Annotated in this window: 17 protein-coding genes; 8 read left to right on the forward strand and 9 right to left on the reverse strand. The window is 59.3% G+C overall.

From position 1 onward, the window contains the following. Positions 1-25: 25 nt before the first annotated feature. Both ACYU7Z_RS14075 and ACYU7Z_RS14080 read right to left on the reverse strand, forming a co-directional pair. On the reverse strand, positions 26-1,213 hold the full coding sequence (locus ACYU7Z_RS14075) for a DUF1501 domain-containing protein (protein WP_460571531.1): 1,188 nt from the start codon (positions 1,211-1,213) through the stop codon (positions 26-28). A 154-nt stretch (positions 1,214-1,367) separates the two neighbouring features. Further along, complete coding sequence (locus tag ACYU7Z_RS14080; RefSeq protein WP_460571533.1) at positions 1,368-2,813, reverse strand: DUF1800 domain-containing protein; 1,446 nt, start codon at positions 2,811-2,813, stop codon at positions 1,368-1,370. Between the two features lie 96 nt (positions 2,814-2,909). Between ACYU7Z_RS14080 and ACYU7Z_RS14085 the strand changes: the two genes are divergently transcribed. Then, complete coding sequence (locus tag ACYU7Z_RS14085) at positions 2,910-3,974, forward strand: alkane 1-monooxygenase (protein ID WP_460571535.1); 1,065 nt, start codon at positions 2,910-2,912, stop codon at positions 3,972-3,974. Between the two features lie 4 nt (positions 3,975-3,978). Here the strand turns inward: ACYU7Z_RS14085 and ACYU7Z_RS14090 are convergent, their stop codons facing one another. The 5 genes from ACYU7Z_RS14090 to serS form a co-directional block, all read right to left on the reverse strand. After that, complete coding sequence (locus ACYU7Z_RS14090; protein WP_460571537.1) at positions 3,979-4,599, reverse strand: hypothetical protein; 621 nt, start codon at positions 4,597-4,599, stop codon at positions 3,979-3,981. 23 nt (positions 4,600-4,622) lie between these two features. Then, complete coding sequence (locus tag ACYU7Z_RS14095; RefSeq protein ID WP_460571539.1) at positions 4,623-5,276, reverse strand: autotransporter outer membrane beta-barrel domain-containing protein; 654 nt, start codon at positions 5,274-5,276, stop codon at positions 4,623-4,625. Between the two features lie 28 nt (positions 5,277-5,304). Next, positions 5,305-5,943 (reverse strand): outer membrane beta-barrel protein, encoded by a 639-nt coding sequence (locus tag ACYU7Z_RS14100; RefSeq protein ID WP_460571541.1) that lies wholly within the window; start codon positions 5,941-5,943, stop codon positions 5,305-5,307. A 171-nt stretch (positions 5,944-6,114) separates the two neighbouring features. Then, entirely contained in the window at positions 6,115-6,447 is a 333-nt protein-coding gene (locus tag ACYU7Z_RS14105) for a c-type cytochrome (RefSeq protein WP_460571543.1), read from the reverse strand. A gap of 239 nt (positions 6,448-6,686) precedes the next feature. Next, positions 6,687-7,952 (reverse strand): serine--tRNA ligase, encoded by a 1,266-nt coding sequence (serS, locus tag ACYU7Z_RS14110; RefSeq protein WP_460571545.1) that lies wholly within the window; start codon positions 7,950-7,952, stop codon positions 6,687-6,689. Positions 7,953-8,138: 186 nt separating this feature from the next. Between serS and ACYU7Z_RS14115 the strand changes: the two genes are divergently transcribed. The 6 genes from ACYU7Z_RS14115 (at position 8,139) to ACYU7Z_RS14140 (ending at position 11,899) form a co-directional block, all read left to right on the forward strand. Next, positions 8,139-8,489, forward strand: a complete 351-nt coding sequence (locus ACYU7Z_RS14115) for a hypothetical protein (RefSeq protein ID WP_460571547.1) — start codon at positions 8,139-8,141, stop codon at positions 8,487-8,489. 61 nt (positions 8,490-8,550) lie between these two features. Then, on the forward strand, positions 8,551-9,264 hold the full coding sequence (locus ACYU7Z_RS14120; RefSeq protein ID WP_460571549.1) for a peptidylprolyl isomerase: 714 nt from the start codon (positions 8,551-8,553) through the stop codon (positions 9,262-9,264). A 181-nt stretch (positions 9,265-9,445) separates the two neighbouring features. Next, positions 9,446-9,823: a glycine cleavage system protein H gene (gene gcvH, locus ACYU7Z_RS14125; protein ID WP_460571551.1), complete on the forward strand. Its 378-nt coding sequence runs from the start codon at positions 9,446-9,448 to the stop codon at positions 9,821-9,823. 81 nt (positions 9,824-9,904) lie between these two features. Next, positions 9,905-10,447, forward strand: coding sequence for an RNA polymerase sigma factor (locus ACYU7Z_RS14130; RefSeq protein WP_460571553.1), 543 nt, complete (start codon positions 9,905-9,907; stop codon positions 10,445-10,447). Further along, entirely contained in the window at positions 10,444-11,238 is a 795-nt protein-coding gene (locus tag ACYU7Z_RS14135) for an anti-sigma factor (protein WP_460571555.1), read from the forward strand. Before ACYU7Z_RS14130 ends, ACYU7Z_RS14135 begins: the two co-directional genes overlap by 4 nt. 259 nt (positions 11,239-11,497) lie before the next feature. Continuing rightward, a complete protein-coding gene (locus ACYU7Z_RS14140) occupies positions 11,498-11,899 on the forward strand; it encodes a VanZ family protein (RefSeq protein WP_460571557.1) in 402 nt (133 codons plus the stop codon). A gap of 321 nt (positions 11,900-12,220) precedes the next feature. On the opposite strand, the gene prfA is transcribed toward ACYU7Z_RS14140, so the two are convergent. Further along, entirely contained in the window at positions 12,221-13,285 is a 1,065-nt protein-coding gene (gene prfA / locus ACYU7Z_RS14145; protein WP_460571559.1) for a peptide chain release factor 1, read from the reverse strand. Between the two features lie 151 nt (positions 13,286-13,436). On the opposite strand from prfA, the gene ACYU7Z_RS14150 reads away from it, so the two are divergent. Continuing rightward, positions 13,437-14,582: an amidohydrolase family protein gene (locus ACYU7Z_RS14150; protein ID WP_460571561.1), complete on the forward strand. Its 1,146-nt coding sequence runs from the start codon at positions 13,437-13,439 to the stop codon at positions 14,580-14,582. A gap of 116 nt (positions 14,583-14,698) precedes the next feature. Here the strand turns inward: ACYU7Z_RS14150 and recO are convergent, their stop codons facing one another. Next, positions 14,699-15,436: a DNA repair protein RecO gene (recO, locus tag ACYU7Z_RS14155; RefSeq protein WP_460571563.1), complete on the reverse strand. Its 738-nt coding sequence runs from the start codon at positions 15,434-15,436 to the stop codon at positions 14,699-14,701. Positions 15,437-15,518: the final 82 nt, after the last annotated feature.

The raw sequence follows: 15,518 nt of genomic DNA on the forward strand, positions 1-15,518 counted from the left end.
GCGGCACCGGTCGTTTAACCGGGCCTCATATGAATTTGAGCGTGTCGAAGCGGCCGCCCAGTACCTCGGTGGCATCGCTCCCGAGCCAGTTGCGCAGCAGCGTCGCATACACCTGCCGGAAGTCGACGCGGTGGCGGATGTCGCCCTCGTCGAGGTCGGCGAGGTCGGGGAGCGCGTTGAGCAGGCCCTTCTCCTTGAGTGCGCCACCCAGTACAAAGAGGTTGTTGGCGCAGCCATGGTCGGTGCCCTTGGATGCGTTCTCGCCCACGCGGCGCCCGAACTCGGAGAAGGTAACGAGGAGCACGTCGTCGAAGCGGTGGTTGTCGCGGAGGTCTTTGCAGAAAACCGCCACGGCATCGTTCACTTCCTTGAGCGCGCGCTGCTGGTACATCTCCTGGTTTACATGGGTGTCGTAGCCGGAGTGCGACACGTAATACACTTTCGTATCGAGGTCGGCCAGGATAAGCGAGGCGATGGTGCCGAAGGCTTTGCCCATCGGCGAGTTGGGATAGGCCGGCGCACTGCTGCGCACGCCGGTCTTCTGCGCAATATGGTCGACGCCCGAAAGCGTGGCGGCCATCGTTTTATAAAGATAGTCGGCATGCTCGTGCTGGTGCCCGATGTGGCTGGCAGACGCATCGCGGAAAAACTTTTCGTTGGCCAGCCCAAACAGGAGCCGGGGGTCACGCATCGCCATGCCGTTCGTCTGTGCTCCCTTGAGTGCAAGGCTCAGGGTGTCGTCGAGCTCGAGGGCCTGTGCAGAGCCATCGCCGCGGCTGTCGAGGTAGCGGCCGATCCAGCCCGTGTTGCGGTATTCGTTGCTGTCGGATGCGCTGTGCCAGATGTCCATGGAGCGGAAGTGCGAGCGGTCGGGGTTTGGATACCCAACGCTGTTGAGGATACCCAGCGAGCCGTCGTGCCAGGCATCGGCAAAAGCCGGAAGCGCCGGGTGCAGGCCCACGTCGTCGCGGAGGGCGATGGTCTTTTCTCGCGGCAGCGCCAGCGTCGGGCGGGCCCGGTAATACAGGTCGTTGCGCAGCGGCACTATGGTGTTGAGGCCGTCGTTGCCGCCCGTGAGCTGCAGCACCACGAGCACCTTGTTGCCCGCCGGCACGCGCCTGGGCGCCTCGAAGGCTTTCAGGAACTTGGGCACAAAGAGCGCCGCCGTGGCGAGAGAGCTGGTCTGGAGAAAAGTGCGTCGTTTGATGAGCATGGCAGAAAATGTGAGCGGTGAGCAAGTGAGGACCCATCCCCCGGCCCCTTCCCAAAGGGAAGGGGGGCAAGGTCGGGCGTGATGATAAGAACTCGTCGTCATTGCCGATTGCCGATTCGCGATTCACGAATCCGTCAGCCGTCAATTACCGACATCAACAAAGCTGGTACTCCGGCAGGCTCATCACCTGCAGGATGGCGCTCCTGACGAACGACTCGCGCGTGGCATCGCTGGCGTATGACGTGATCAGCGCGGGCGGCACCTGCAGGCCCGAAGGGAGCAGGGCCGTCGCGATGGCCGGCACGAGCTCCGCGCGCGGTACCGACGCAAAGCGCCGCAGCTGTGTGTCCCAGTCGATACGCGCATCGATGCGGGTATCCTTTTCTAACGTATGCGTCTTGGCGTTGGAGAACACGGCGTTCACCACGTTGCTTTGCGGCTGCATGTCGTTATTGGGTTTTACCTGCACGTTGAGCGCATCCCTTTCGTTGAGCATCTGCGGCAGGCGCATGCGGAGCATCAGTGTCGTGCTGTCGATCCAGCTGCGGCCACCGGGCCAGCCGGCTACGTTGGGCGGAAAAAAAAGAACCTGGCCCAGCACCCGCTGCAGCATGAGGTATTGTTCTTCATTTTCGAGCGATACGGAAAGCGTGCGGCGGATGCCGGTAAACAGCTCCACCGGGCTCTTGATCCGCGCACCCGGCACCGACTTGTCGTAAAACCAGGTGGCGGTAAAGATGTCGTCGACGAGGGCGCCGATATCGTACCGGTTTTTATAGAAGCGGTCTGCGAGCCAGGCCACGCGCTTTTCGTCGGGACTGTCGCTTACGAGAAAGCGGTAGATCTTGCGGCTGATGTGGCGGGCGGTCTCCTTTTGCGCGAGCAGGAAGTCGAGCACGGCGTCGCCGTCCCAGTTGCCCGTATGCCCGAAAATGGTTTTCTCACCCCCATCATGCCCCGCGTTGCGTACGGCAAAGGTGCCGTCGGTTTCCACCCACCAGCCGGTGAAGGCGCGGGCCGCTTCCTTGATATCGTTTTCGGAGTAATGTCCGCGGCCGAGCGTGAACAGCTCCATCAGCTCGCGCGCGAAATTTTCGTTGGGATGATCTTTTCGGTTGTTCTGCGCGCTGAGGTACAGCATCATCGCCGCCGAGCGCGATACCGCGCCGAGCAGTGTGCGGAAGTTGCCGAGCGCATTCGTGCGCAGCACATGGAGCAGCTGCTGCGCGTAATGGATGTTGAGCGTGTAGGTGCAGAAGTGGCCATGCCAGAAGAAGGCCATCTTCTCACGCAGCTGCGCCTTGCTTTCGGCCATCTCGCGCAGCCACCCAAGGTTAAGGGCGCGGATGGCGTTATTGTTTTTTACCTGCACGCGTTTCTGGGTGGCAGCATCCACCGACCGCGACCAGCCGGAGATCGTATAGGAGCGCATCAGCTCCTCGTCGACCACGTTGAGGTACTCAGGCGCGGCGGCGCTGTCGTGGCGCAGGCTGCTGTACCAGTCCTCGGTGCGTCGGTGGAGGAGGGCTTCCCAATCGCGGCCCGCGGGGCCGAAGGCGGCGCGCCACAGGAGGTGCTGGTTCTTTTGCTGTAGGGTCATTGGCGTTGCTTCGTGGTAGTGAGACGGTGGTGCCGCCGGAAAGGGTTGCCCCGAAGTTCCGGCACCCTCGGTTAACGTTTGTAACTTTAAGAAAGTATGTCGCTCCGTGCTTTCAAATATGCCTCGCCGCTGCTGCTGTATGCCGGCGCGCTGCAAGCCTTCCTCGGTTCCGGCTTCGTGGTGCTGCTGCCCCTGCTCTATGCGTGGGTGCTGATACCGCTGCTCGAGCTCGTGCTGCCCGCCGATGCCGGCAACCTGTCGGACGCAGAGGAGGAACTCGCGCGGCGCAACCGCCTGTACGACGCGCTGCTCTATATCATCGTGCCGCTGCAATGGGGCGCCGTGCTGCTGTTTCTCTGGCAGCTGCGTCTGCCCTGGTCAGCATTCGACATCGCGGGCAAGACGGCCGTGATGGAACTCCTGTGCGGCACCTTCGGTATCAACGTCGGCCACGAGCTGGGGCACCGGAGCAACCGGGCCGAGCGCTTCCTCGCCAAGGCTTCGCTGCTGTCATCGCTCTATATGCACTTTTATATCGAGCACAACCGCGGTCACCACAAGCGCGTCGCCACACCCGAAGACCCGAGCAGCGCCCGCTACGGCGAGCCGCTCTATGCCTTCTGGGTGCGCTCCATCACGGGGTCGCTTCGGAGTGCCGCTGGGATCGCAGCGCGCGAAGCCCGCAGGAAGGGATTCGCGGCTCTTTCGGTGCACAATGAGCTGCTGCAGTTCCTGGCAATCGAAGCAGGCCTGCTCGCAATCATTTGCCTGCTGTTCGGCGCAAAGGCGCTGCTGCTTTTTTGCGCAGCCGCACTGCTCGGCATACTGCTTCTCGAAACGGTCAACTACATCGAGCACTACGGGCTGCAGCGTCGCGCCAGCGCCGGTGGCTACGAGCGGGCGCAGCCGGTACACAGCTGGAACTCCAACCATGTTATCGGCCGCGTGATGCTCTTTGAGCTTAGCCGCCACAGCGACCACCACTACCTCGCCTCGCGCAAATATCAAGTGCTGCGGCACCACGAGAACGCACCGCAGATGCCGACGGGCTATCCCGGGATGATGCTTCTGTCGTTGCTGCCCCCGGCCTGGTTTGCCGTGATGAACCCACGGGTCAAAAAAATAGCCGGCTCACGAGAGCCGGCTACCGTAACGTCCTGAAACCTTACCGTCCTAGTAGAAAGTTGAAGCCGATGTTGAAGGGAATAGTACCCGTCCGCCCGAAGCCCGCGCTTGTCTGCGTGCTGCGTACTTTCTCAACGCCAGTTGCATCCTGGGCAATCTGGCGGTAGCTGGTTACCGAGAGCAGCTGGCCGAGGTTGAGGTCGAGCAGCAGCCTGCGGCCGAAGCTGTAGCTGATGCCCGGCCCGGCCGCTACCGTGAACCCGTTGCTGCGCTGTGGCAACACGTATGTTCCCGATTGCCAGTAACCCGAATTATGATCGTACACGGCGCTCCCTTCGAGAGTCAGGTAAAACTGTTTGCCCAGCGGGTAGTAGCGACGCAGCAGCAGGCCCAGCGAGTAGCTTTTGGATACCGATATATTGACATTGTCGATGCTGTACGAGCCCGGGGCGTTCGAGTAGCTACCGGTGGCGGCCACGAGCAGGTTGTCCGTAGGGAAGATGCCTGCCGTCAGTCCGAGTTGCTGCGTGGCGTAGTGATTCGATGACCTGGAGTCGGTAAAGGCAACGGTTCCGCCGAGGAGTACGCGGCCTTTTGTAAGCTGCGCCTGCGCCGTTCCGAGTGCGAGCATGCCGGCGAGGAGCATGAGTATTTTAGTCATGAGGAGCGATTGATGGTGATAGCTTATTTGCCCAGCAGGATGTTGAAGCCGATGTTCAGCGGGATCGATCCGCCGGCGCCGATACCGCCGCTGAATGTTTTTTGCCGGTAATCCTGTGAGCCCGAGCGGTTCCTCGACCGGAAATAATTCAGGCTGAGAAAGTTGCTCAGGCTCGTTTCCAGTACGATGCGCTTGCCGAAATTGAAGGCCACGCCGGGGTTGACGGACAGCGACCCGTTATGCTGCTCCATTGTCGTTGTGCTCACGGGAAAGGAATTAACCGTGGAGGTTGCGTTGCTCTGGCGGTAGCCGAGCCCGCCATCGACGTAGAAGTAAAAATTGGCGCCGAGCGGAAAGTAGCGGCGCAGCAGGAAGCCGCCGCCGTAGGTGTCGCTGTTGTACGATTGGGGATTGGCCGCATCGCCATTTGTCGTTTTGCTTTTTCCATATAGCAACGACACGCCGGCCAGCAGGTTGGGACGGATAAATACACCGGCAAGGGGAGAAATATAGGTAGTAGATGCTTTTGTATACGAGGCGTTGTTGGGGATGCTCGAGCGACTTTCGGTGTTGCTGAAGCTTACGGTGCCGCCGAGGAGCACGCGGCCTTTTTGCAGCTGTGCCTCGCACAGGTTCAGTGACAGGAGTGCGATTGCGACTAGTACAATTCGTTTCATGATTGTGTTTTGTAGATGCTGAATACGGTTAGAAAAGTGCGGTCAGGCCGAACTGGAAAGGAATTGCGCCACCCGCGCCGATCACGGCTGTGAAGTCGCGGCTGCGGCTGGTCCCGCCGATCGGCCCGAAATCGTGGTAGCGGCTCGCGGAATAGTTCAGCCGGAATAGCTGCGCGAGCCTGCCGGAGAGGAACAGGTGCCGCGACATCCGGAAGTTCAGGCCGGGGCTCACGGCGATGCCGACATTGTTGCTCCGCCAGCTGCTGAATTTTACGTCGTTCACCCAGGAGTCGCCGGCGCCGTGGTTGTATTGAAGCCCACCGGCAACGTCGAAGCTGAATCGTCCGGCGATCGGCAGATAGCGCTTCAGGAAGAAGCCGCCCCCGATATTGGAGCCGCGGTCGCGATCGGTGTCGGTGCTCCCTTTCGACCAGCCATAGCTGATTTCGACACCGGCGGCCAGGTTGTCGCGCAGCAGTTTGCCTACGCTCAGGCCCATGCTGCCGCCATGATAATGGCTGCTGCCTGTGTTGCCCGACGAAGCACCCGCATTGTCGGTTTGGTTGAAGGAGCCGCCGGCGCCGGCAACGTAGCGGCCTTTCGTCCATTGCGCGTAGCCACTGCTGGCCGCGAGAAAGAGGGGGATCAGTAAAACCCGTTTTTTCATGTAGTCGATTTAGGAGTAAACAGACAACCGGTCTCCCGGTTTCGCGGCCCAAGATAATGCGGCTTAACAAATAATTGCCTTCGCCTTAACACGACGTTTTTCGTTTGCACGGCACCGCAATAAAAAAGCCGGCGCAGGGCCGGCTTCCATTATCCGTAGAACTACGGTAGCTTATTTTTTCGCATTGGCCTGCACGTAGGCAGCCACCTGCGCAGTCTCTTCTTCGGAAAGGCGCGCCTTTGGAGCCATGCTGGCAAGGATCGGTACCCAGCGTTCGGCCGTATAGTTGGAAGGTTCTTTCAGCCCATGGCAGCGGCCGCACTTGGCGGTATACACCTGGTGGCCGGCTTCGACCTTCGCGGCAGCGGTGCTGCTGCTGGCAGGAGTAGTGCCGGATGTGCTGCTGCCCGAGGAGGAAGCAGGCGTGCTCGAAGTAGGGGTTACTTTATGGGCGCAGGCTGCCAGGACAGCGGCAAGGGTACAGGCGAAAAGAAGTTGCTTCATAAAATCAATGTTGTGGCATTAAATATAAAGAAATAGTCTGCAAATCCAGGTTCGATACCAGGAAATCTGCGAGTCTGCTGATCTGCTGGTCTGCTATTGCAGGTTTGATACCAACATCGCTTTCTCACTAGCATATCTCCAGCCTGCTTAATTAGCAGACTAGCAGACTATCCAATTTGCAGACTGCTTTATTAGCAGACTAGCAGACTAGCCCATTAGCAGACTGCTTAATTAGCAGACTAAATCATCTCGCCGCCGAAGTACGAATGCAGCACGGGTGGCAGCTTGATGCCGTTCTCGTCCTGGTTGTTTTCGAGCAGGGCCGCCAGGATGCGGGGCAGCGCCAGCGACGACCCGTTGAGCGAGTGGAGCAGCTGCGTCTTGCCGTCTTCCTTGAAGCGCGCCTTCATCCGGTTCGTCTGGTAGCTTTCGAAATTCGATACCGAGCTTACCTCGAGCCATTTTTCCTGCGCCGCGCTCCATACCTCGAAGTCGTAGGTGAGGGCCGAAGCAAAGCTCATATCGCCACCGCAAAGCCGGAGAATGCGGTAGGGGAGTCCGAGCGATTGCACGAGCCGCTCCACGTGGGCGACCATCTCGTCGAGCACCTCGTAGCTTTTCGAGGGATGGGCGAGCTGCACCACTTCGACCTTGTCGAACTGGTGGAGGCGGTTGAGACCGCGGACGTCTTTACCGTAAGAGCCGGCCTCGCGGCGGAAGCAGGGTGTGTAAGCTGTCATCTTTACCGGCAGGTCGGAATCCTTGAGGATCGTGTCGCGGTAGATATTGGTCACGGGCACTTCGGCCGTGGGAATGAGGTACAGGTTGTCGGCCGTGGCATGGTACATCTGGCCTTCCTTGTCGGGAAGCTGGCCGGTGCCGAGCGCCGAAGCCTCGTTCACCATGTGGGGCGGCAGGTATTCGGTGTAGCCGGCGGCTGTATTGAAGTCGAGGAAATACTGGATAAGCGCGCGCTGCAGCTTGGCACCCTTGCCTTTATAGACGGGAAAACCGGAGCCGGTGATCTTTACCCCGAGCTCGAAGTCGATGAGGTCGTAGCGCTTTGTCAGTTCCCAGTGGGGCAGGGCGCCTGCGGGGAGCACGGGCTTCGAGCCGCCTTCGCGCACGGTCACGTTTTCTTCGGGAGTCTTGCCGGGCGGCACCAGCTCGGAGGGCAGGTTGGGAAAGCGGAGCATCAGCTCGTTGAGCCGCGCCTCGGTATCGGCCAGTTGCTGCTCGATCGGTCCGAGTGTTGCCTTGAACTGCTCCACGTCCTTCTTCCGGCTGTCGGCTTCCTCCTTCTGGCCCTTGGCCATGAGCGCGCCGATCTCCTTGGAGGCGGCGTTCACCTTGGATTTGGTGTCGTCGTACTGGGCGGTAAGACGGCGGCGCTCGTCGTCGAGGGCGATGGCGCTGTCGACAAGGTCGAGGTCTTTAAAATGTTTGACGGCGAGGCGCTCTTTCACCTTTGCCGGGTCGTTGCGCAGTACGGCCAGTTGCAGCATGTTCTGTTTTTTTGAAGGCTCCAAAGATAAGGGCTGAAAAAAGGTGGAGGGCGGTAAAGAAGGTTCGGAACCGCTAAGGAAAGAAGTGAATAAGCTATTCGCTAAGACTATTGCTTCGCGTATCAACTTCTTTTCTTATTCTCTTCGCGGTTCCGAACCTTGTGCCCCTTAACTTAACTTTGCTTCATGGAGATGAAAGACGACCTGCAGGTACGCTGGTGGAAGTTGGAGGAGAAGCTGATGAGCCGCTTTGAGAAAAAGCCCGACGTGGAGAGCATCCTCTTCCTGATCGGCATCCAGGAGCTGGGCGACATCCGCAAGAAGTTTTCGAAGGAGCAGAAACAGGACCTGATGCACGTAGCGATCTGCACCGTGCTGGGCCCGAGCGGCTACTTTGAGCTTGCCGGCGTCGATGCCGAGGGCTGGCCGCATTTCAGCCAGCTCAAACCCATGCCCAACCTGATGCCCCACGAGCAGGAAAACTTTCTCAAGGATCATATACTGCTGTATTTCCAGACCCAGGGAATCCTCGATTAGGCTATCTCCGGCCGCTTCCCGACGGAAGGCGGCCGTAACCCAAACATTGATATATTGGGGGATGCATTCACGATTGACGCTTCACGCTTCCCGAATCCTGCTCCTCCTTTTGCTTTCGGTTGCAACAGCCGCGCAGCGGCCGGTGAAGCTGCGCCCGCGCGACTACCGCCGCGACATTGAGCTCGTGACCACCGAAGGCATCATCCGACTCCGCCTCAGTGACTCCACGCCCCTGCACCGCGACAACTTTCTTCGCCTCGTCAGGACCGGCTACTTCGACAGCACGCTTTTTCACCGGGTCATTCGTGGCTTTATGATCCAGGGCGGCGACCCCGACAGCCGGCGGGCCGTGGCCGGGCAGAAGCTGGGCGAAGGTGGCCCGGGCTACGGCGTGCCCGCGGAGTTGCGTGTCACGCTGTTTCACCGGAAGGGCGTACTGGCTGCCGCCCGCGAGGGCGATGCCATCAACCCGCTCCGCTACTCGAGCGCGAGCCAATTTTACCTCGTGCAGGGCCGGACCTTTACCGACCGGGAGCTCGATTCGATCGAGGTGGCCCGCCTGCAGGGACGGAAGATCAGCCCGGAGCGCCGCGCCATCTACAAGTCGGTCGGCGGAACGCCGCAGCTCGATGGCAACTACACCGTTTTCGGGGAGGTCGTCGAAGGCCTCGACATCGTCGACCGCATTGCGTCGGCGGCCGTCAGCACCGACCCTCCCAACCGTCCCGTCCAGGACGTCCGGATCATCCGGGCCCGGCTCGTGCGGCGGAGATAGCGTTTCCAGTTTTGGGTTTCCGGTTTGGGGTTTCCGGTTTCCGGTTTTTTGGAAGTGCTGCGTCCTTGAACTTTTGAGCGGATTGTGTGTTCATCCTGGTTTACGGACACGCGTAGCTGTTCAACGGCAAACGCCAAACTGTAAACAGTAAACTGTTATCTTGCAGCCATAATCTTTCCATATGAATTTTCCCGAGAATGTACGTTACACGAAGGACCACGAGTGGATCCGGATTGAAGGAGACGAGGCGACCGTAGGCATCACCGATTTTGCGCAGCGTGAGCTGGGCGACATCGTGTATGTGGAAGTGGAAACGGTAGGCCAGGCTATGACGGAAGGCACCGTATTCGGAACCGTTGAAGCGGTAAAGACCGTGTCTGACCTTTACCTGCCCGTGAACGGTACCATTCTCGAGCTCAACCCCAAACTCGCTGCCAACCCGGAGCTGGTCAACACTGACCCCTACGGCGAAGGCTGGATGGTGCGCCTCCGTCTCGACGATCCGGCGGCCGCTGCGAGCCTCATGGACGCCAATGCGTACCAGTCGCTCGTTCACTGATAAATCCAGATTACACCCGGGCTCGTATATGACCCGGGTGTCTTGTTACAAACACACACAATTCATCCCGGTAACCAACTTTTGAGCGTCAAGACCACATACTCCGAAAGTGAGCTGGTAAGCCTGCTGCGTGCGAAAGACAACGCGGGTTTCAGCTACCTCTACGACCATTATGCGGGTGCCCTGCAGGGTATCGTCAAGCAGATTGTCACTGATGAGGAGCTTTCGCTGGATGTGGTTCAGGAAGTGTTCGTAAGCATCTGGCGAAAGATCGACAGCTACGATGCGGAGAAAGGACGGCTCTTTACCTGGATGCTGAACATAGCCCGGAACGCCGCTATCGACAAGGTGCGGTCCAAGGGCTACCAGCAAAGCCTGCGGCAGCAGCCGATCGACGAGGCAGGGCTCAACCACCCGGTAGTGCGGCCCGCAACCGACGACTACGGCCTCCGCAAGGTGCTGCTCCGCCTGAAGGACGAACAGCGCCAGCTCATCGACCTGTCGTACTACCAGGGCTTCACCCACGACCAGATCGCCAAAGCGCTCAACATCCCGTTGGGCACTGTCAAAACGCGCCTGCGCAGCGCGCTGTCTCAACTGCGCAACCTAGTAAAAGAACCGTGAACATAAAGGAATACATATCGAGCGGAATCATTGAAAGCTACGTGCTGGGACTCGCCACCGACGCGGAAAGGCAGGAGTTCGAAGCACTGTGTCGTCAATACCCCGAGCTGGTTGCGGCCCGCGACCGTTTCGAGCAGGAGCTCGAGGGGCAGATGCTGGCCGACGCCCCGGCGCCGCCCGTATTCCTGAAGGAGCGGGTACTGGGCGCGCTCAGCACACCGGCGGAACCCAGCGCTGCCGACGGCGTGGCCCGCCCGGCACAGGTGCGCCCCATCAACTCGTGGAAGTGGGCCGCCGCGGCCTGCGCCCTCCTCGCCGCCGGCGCCATCTGGTGGGCGCTAAGCAACAACAGCCGCCTTAACAGCCTCGAGCGCTCCATTGCCCGCAACGACAGCCTCCGGCAGCAGCTGGCCGATACCCGCTCGCAGCTCGCCAGGATCCAGAACGAAGCCGAGGCGCTGCGCAATCCCAACATGAAAATGACGGCGCTCCAGAGCGTCCCCAGCGCGCCGACCAAGTCGCACGTGACGGTTTTCTGGGATACCACCTCCAAGGACGTTTACCTCATGATCCAGAACCTGCCGGCCCCCGCACAAAACCAGCAGTACCAGCTCTGGGCGCTTATCGACAAAAAGCCCGTCGACCTCGGTGTGTTCGAGCTCCGCCAGGACCGCCTCATGGTCAAGATGAAGAACGTGCAGAACGCCCAGGCCTTCGCCATCACCCTGGAGCCCAAGGGCGGTAGCCCTTCCCCGACGCTGCAGAACATGTATGTGTACGGAGAGCTTTAATCAAAATACTAAGTCGGAAGTGGGAAGCTGGAAGTAAGATCTTCCCTGTATCAGTCATTGCGAGGAGTCCAGAACGCCCCTAATGACGCCCCGAACAGCTTCAGAATTCTGACTTCCCACTTAATTACTTCCGGAGCAAACCAATCCCTCTCCTTTCCCGTATTTACTCCTGATCATCCCTCTGTGGCGAATGGAGTGATCTCATAGTTGGTTTAAATCGAGGGCTTTTTCTAAAGCCCTTTTCTGTTAGCTTGCGGCCATGCGCCCTTCCCGCCCGGTACGTCTAACCCTCAGCTTCCTGTATTTTCTTGCGTGCTGCTACCTGTTCCTCCTGCCCGGCGACGAGCTGCCGAAGGAAGACTGGCTCGACCGGATCTTTTTTGACAAGTGGGTACACATCGGCCTGTTCGCCGTGCTGGTGCTGCTCCTGTGCTGGAGCTGGAACATTGCCGGTCCGAAGGGACTGCTGCGCGCCGGGCTGGCCTGTATCGTCTATGGATTGCTGGTGGAAATAGTGCAGGGCTTTTGGGTGCCGAACCGATCGGCAGATCCCTGGGACTTTCTGGCAGATTCATTCGGCGTGGGAGCCGGTATCTATGGCTGGTGGCGCTGGGGGAAAAAAATAAACCCCGGTAGAAACCGGGGTCGCAACCAAAACTAACTGCTTATGAGAAAATTGACTGCTTATGTGAGAAAGTCGTCGTGATATCTAACGCAAAATTGTTGCCAGTTGTTTTTTCTTTCGTGTTAATCCTTTCTAAAACCGCTAATTCCAATCTCTTTCTAATCCGGATGAGCTATCGAAATCATTCATCAACCGACATCGGGATATAAGAAAATATGGTGCCAGAATCTTCCGGTATTTCCAATCGAATTGTTAAAGGCTTCCTGTGTACCCTGCTCTACAAATAAAACGAAAAATGGGCCCGTGTTTCCACGAAAGCCCATCTTTATAGAGTGCTTCAGTACAATTACTTAGGGGTTAATTACTGTTCACCATCTTCTCGGCGTTCTCGGTAAACTGGAGCTTGTCGATGAGCTCCTGGATGCCGCCGTTGAGCACCTCCTGGAGGTTGTACAGGGTGAGCCCGATCCGGTGGTCGGTAACCCGGCCCTGCGGGAAATTATAGGTGCGGATCTTGGCCGACCGGTCGCCGCTGCTGACAAGGCTCTTCCGGTGCCGCGCGATCTCTTCTTCCTGCTTGCGCACCTGCTCTTCGTAGAGCTTTGTGCGGAGCATCTGCATCGCCTTCTCGCGGTTGCCAAGCTGTGTACGCTCGGTCTGGCAGATCACCACCGTTCCTGTCGGAACGTGTGTCAGGAGCACCTTGGTCTCCACCTTGTTTACGTTCTGGCCACCGGCGCCGCCCGAGCGGGCCGTTTCCATCTTCACATCGCTTTCGCGGAGCTCAAAGTCAATCTCCTCGGCTTCGGGCATCACCGCTACGGTAGCCGCCGAGGTATGCACGCGGCCCTGCGTTTCGGTGGCCGGCACGCGCTGCACGCGGTGCACGCCGCTCTCGAACTTAAGGGTGCCGTACACATCGTCGCCGGTGACTTCGATCTGGATTTCCTTGTAGCCGCCCATCGTGCCCTCCGTTTCGGAGAGGATGGACGTCCTGAAGCCGCGCTGCTCGCAATACTTGAGGTACATGCGGGTGAGGTCGCCGGCAAAGAGGGAGGCCTCGTCGCCGCCGGTGCCGGCGCGGATCTCGATGATGGCGTTCTTCTCGTCCTGCGGGTCTTTGGGGATGAGCATCTGGCGGATGGCTGTTTCCATCTGCTGCTGGCGCTCCTCGGTGGCCGGGAGCTCCACCTTGGCCAGCTCGCGCAGCTCCTCATCGGAGCCGTTGAGGGCCTCGCGGTAAAAGGAAATATCTTCCAGCACCTTGCGGTACTCGTTGTAGGCGTTGACGATCTTTTCCAGGCTGCGGTATTCCTTGCTGAGCGCCCCGAACTTCCTGCCGTCAGCAATGATCTCCGGGTTGGTCAGCGCGACACCGATGTCCTGGAAGCGCGCGTGGATGGCTTCGAGTTTGTCGAGCATAGGGCGGCAAAGGTACTCGTGAATCGTGAATCGTCAATCGTGAATGCTCCGCCAGCGAAGGCCGGAGGCCGTCATTGCGAGCGCAGCGAAGCAAACCGTCGACTTCTATCCAAACCGGCAACAAGGTACTGCTGCAACCTATCTTCGTTGTATGTCGCTCCGTAAGCTCAAAGCCACCCGCATTTTCGATGGCACCCGTTTCCTGGAAGATCATGTGCTGCTCCTGGAAGAGGACGGTACCGTCGAAGCCCTTGTTCCAACCGCCGAAGCGCCCGATGCCGAAGTGCTCGAGGGCATCCTCACGCCCGGCTTTATCAACTGCCACTGCCACCTCGAGCTGTCGCATATGAAGGGGCAGCTCCCCGAGCGCACGGGGCTAGTCGACTTCGTGCTCCGCATTATTTCGCAGCGCGCGCAGGACCCTGCCTTTATCGCCCAATCGATTGAACAGGCCGCGGCTGAAATGGAGCGCAACGGCATCGTGGCCGTCGGCGACATCTCCAACACGGCCGATACGGCCGATGAGAAGCGTAGTGGGCGTCTGCGGTTTTACAACTTCGTGGAAGTGCTGGGCTGGATGCCGCAAAGCGCATCGGGGAGCTTCGAACGGGCTCTTGCCGTGCAGGAGTCCTTCCGCGACTGCGGCCCCGTTGCGATCGTGCCGCATGCCTCCTACACCGTTTCCTCCGAGCTCTGGCAACGCATTGCGCCGCATTTTGCCGGCCGCACGATCTCCATCCACAACCAGGAAACGCCTTCCGAAGACGAGTTCTTTCTTTCGGGCGGCGGTCTTTTCCCGGAAATGTATGCGCAGATGAAGATCGACAACAGCCATCACGAGCCAACCGGCAGGAGCAGCCTGCAAAGCTATTTCGACCGCCTCGCCGCCGCGGAGCGGCGGCTCCTCATCCACAATACGTTCACTACCGAAAGCGATGTGCGCTACGCGCTTGGCAATAGTCCCGCGGGCAGCACGTTCTTCTGCCTTTGCATCAACGCCAACCTGTATATCGAAGACCGCGTGCCACCCGTTGACCTGCTGCGCCGTCTCCGTGCACCGATCGTGCTGGGCACCGACTCGCTTGCCTCCAACTGGCAGCTCGGTATTCATGATGAAATGAAAGCCGTGCATACACACTTCCCCGACGTGCCGCTCGAAGAGCTGCTGCAGTGGGCGACGCTCAATGGCGCCAAAGCCCTCCAGATGGACGACGAGCTGGGCTCGTTTGAAAAGGGGAAGAAGCCGGGTGTGGTGCTGCTCCGGGAGTCTGATTGGAGCGTGCGGCGAATTGTGTGACCTGCCGCGGAGAAAGAGCGCAGCCTTCGGCTACGCTCAGGCTGACAAAGGGCATTCTAATCTTTGTTGAAAGAGTAAATAGCAGTCTTCGGCTACTTGCTGCGCCATACCTCCTGCTAGGCGGTAATTTCCTTTAATACCGGAAGCGTGCGGAGTGTTCCGAAATCCGGGAGGTGGTGCGCATAGTAGTGCTCCAGCTGTTGCAGGATCTCGCGGCGCAACTCGCCGGTGAGGCGTACTTCGGCAAGGTCGTCGGGCTGGAGCACTTTGAGAATGTGGGCCACGGCTTCGGCGGCACGGCCATCGAGGTAGTGCGGGTGATCGGGGTGATGCGCGCTGAAGAGGCCTTCTTTCAGGTCGAGGTAGGGTGTTTCGGGGCTCCACTCGTCGGGGATGCGGAAGCCGAAGAACACCGGCAGGTGCAGGGCAAAGAATAGCGGGAAGTTGGCCGTCACGGTTGCGGAGGCTCCGTCGAGACGCTGCAGCGCGTCTTCCGTAAAATCATACAATTCATTATTCGGCTCGGGCTCCTTGAGACTTCGCTGAAGCAGCTCGATCATGAACTGCGCAACGGCGTTCTTGAAAACGTCCGACAGCACCGACTGGTACAGGAAGCTCCATTTGTATTCGCGGATCCGGTTCAGGTTGCGCACATGCTGATGGTACACCACGAGATCGAGCTGGGAGGCGGGTTGAAAATAGGCGGCTTTGGCCGTGCCCTTCGAAGAGGCCTGGCGCACGCCGTTGACGATGTAGGATTGCAGTCCGAACAGCTCCGTAAACGCCGTTACGATAAGGCTGGTCTCCCCGTACTTCACGGTGCGGAGCACGATGCCTTTTGTCTTGTGAAGCATCGATAAAGGTACCGAAAAACGGGCGTTTTTGCTGTTGTGCCCGGGTTAAAAACGGGCATTCGGAAGGAGAGAAAGAACGCAG

It is taken from the genome of Flaviaestuariibacter terrae (genome assembly GCF_054777635.1).

Coding starts and splice junctions, on each gene's coding strand:
- ACYU7Z_RS14075 (WP_460571531.1), bottom strand. CDS start 1,213: ATGCTCATCAAACGACGCACTTTTCTCCAGACCAGCTCTCTCGCCACG.
- ACYU7Z_RS14080 (WP_460571533.1), bottom strand. CDS start 2,813: ATGACCCTACAGCAAAAGAACCAGCACCTCCTGTGGCGCGCCGCCTTC.
- ACYU7Z_RS14085 (WP_460571535.1), top strand. CDS start 2,910: ATGTCGCTCCGTGCTTTCAAATATGCCTCGCCGCTGCTGCTGTATGCC.
- ACYU7Z_RS14090 (WP_460571537.1), bottom strand. CDS start 4,599: ATGACTAAAATACTCATGCTCCTCGCCGGCATGCTCGCACTCGGAACG.
- ACYU7Z_RS14095 (WP_460571539.1), bottom strand. CDS start 5,276: ATGAAACGAATTGTACTAGTCGCAATCGCACTCCTGTCACTGAACCTG.
- ACYU7Z_RS14100 (WP_460571541.1), bottom strand. CDS start 5,943: ATGAAAAAACGGGTTTTACTGATCCCCCTCTTTCTCGCGGCCAGCAGT.
- ACYU7Z_RS14105 (WP_460571543.1), bottom strand. CDS start 6,447: ATGAAGCAACTTCTTTTCGCCTGTACCCTTGCCGCTGTCCTGGCAGCC.
- serS (WP_460571545.1), bottom strand. CDS start 7,952: ATGCTGCAACTGGCCGTACTGCGCAACGACCCGGCAAAGGTGAAAGAG.
- ACYU7Z_RS14115 (WP_460571547.1), top strand. CDS start 8,139: ATGGAGATGAAAGACGACCTGCAGGTACGCTGGTGGAAGTTGGAGGAG.
- ACYU7Z_RS14120 (WP_460571549.1), top strand. CDS start 8,551: ATGCATTCACGATTGACGCTTCACGCTTCCCGAATCCTGCTCCTCCTT.
- gcvH (WP_460571551.1), top strand. CDS start 9,446: ATGAATTTTCCCGAGAATGTACGTTACACGAAGGACCACGAGTGGATC.
- ACYU7Z_RS14140 (WP_460571557.1), top strand. CDS start 11,498: ATGCGCCCTTCCCGCCCGGTACGTCTAACCCTCAGCTTCCTGTATTTT.
- prfA (WP_460571559.1), bottom strand. CDS start 13,285: ATGCTCGACAAACTCGAAGCCATCCACGCGCGCTTCCAGGACATCGGT.
- ACYU7Z_RS14150 (WP_460571561.1), top strand. CDS start 13,437: ATGTCGCTCCGTAAGCTCAAAGCCACCCGCATTTTCGATGGCACCCGT.
- recO (WP_460571563.1), bottom strand. CDS start 15,436: ATGCTTCACAAGACAAAAGGCATCGTGCTCCGCACCGTGAAGTACGGG.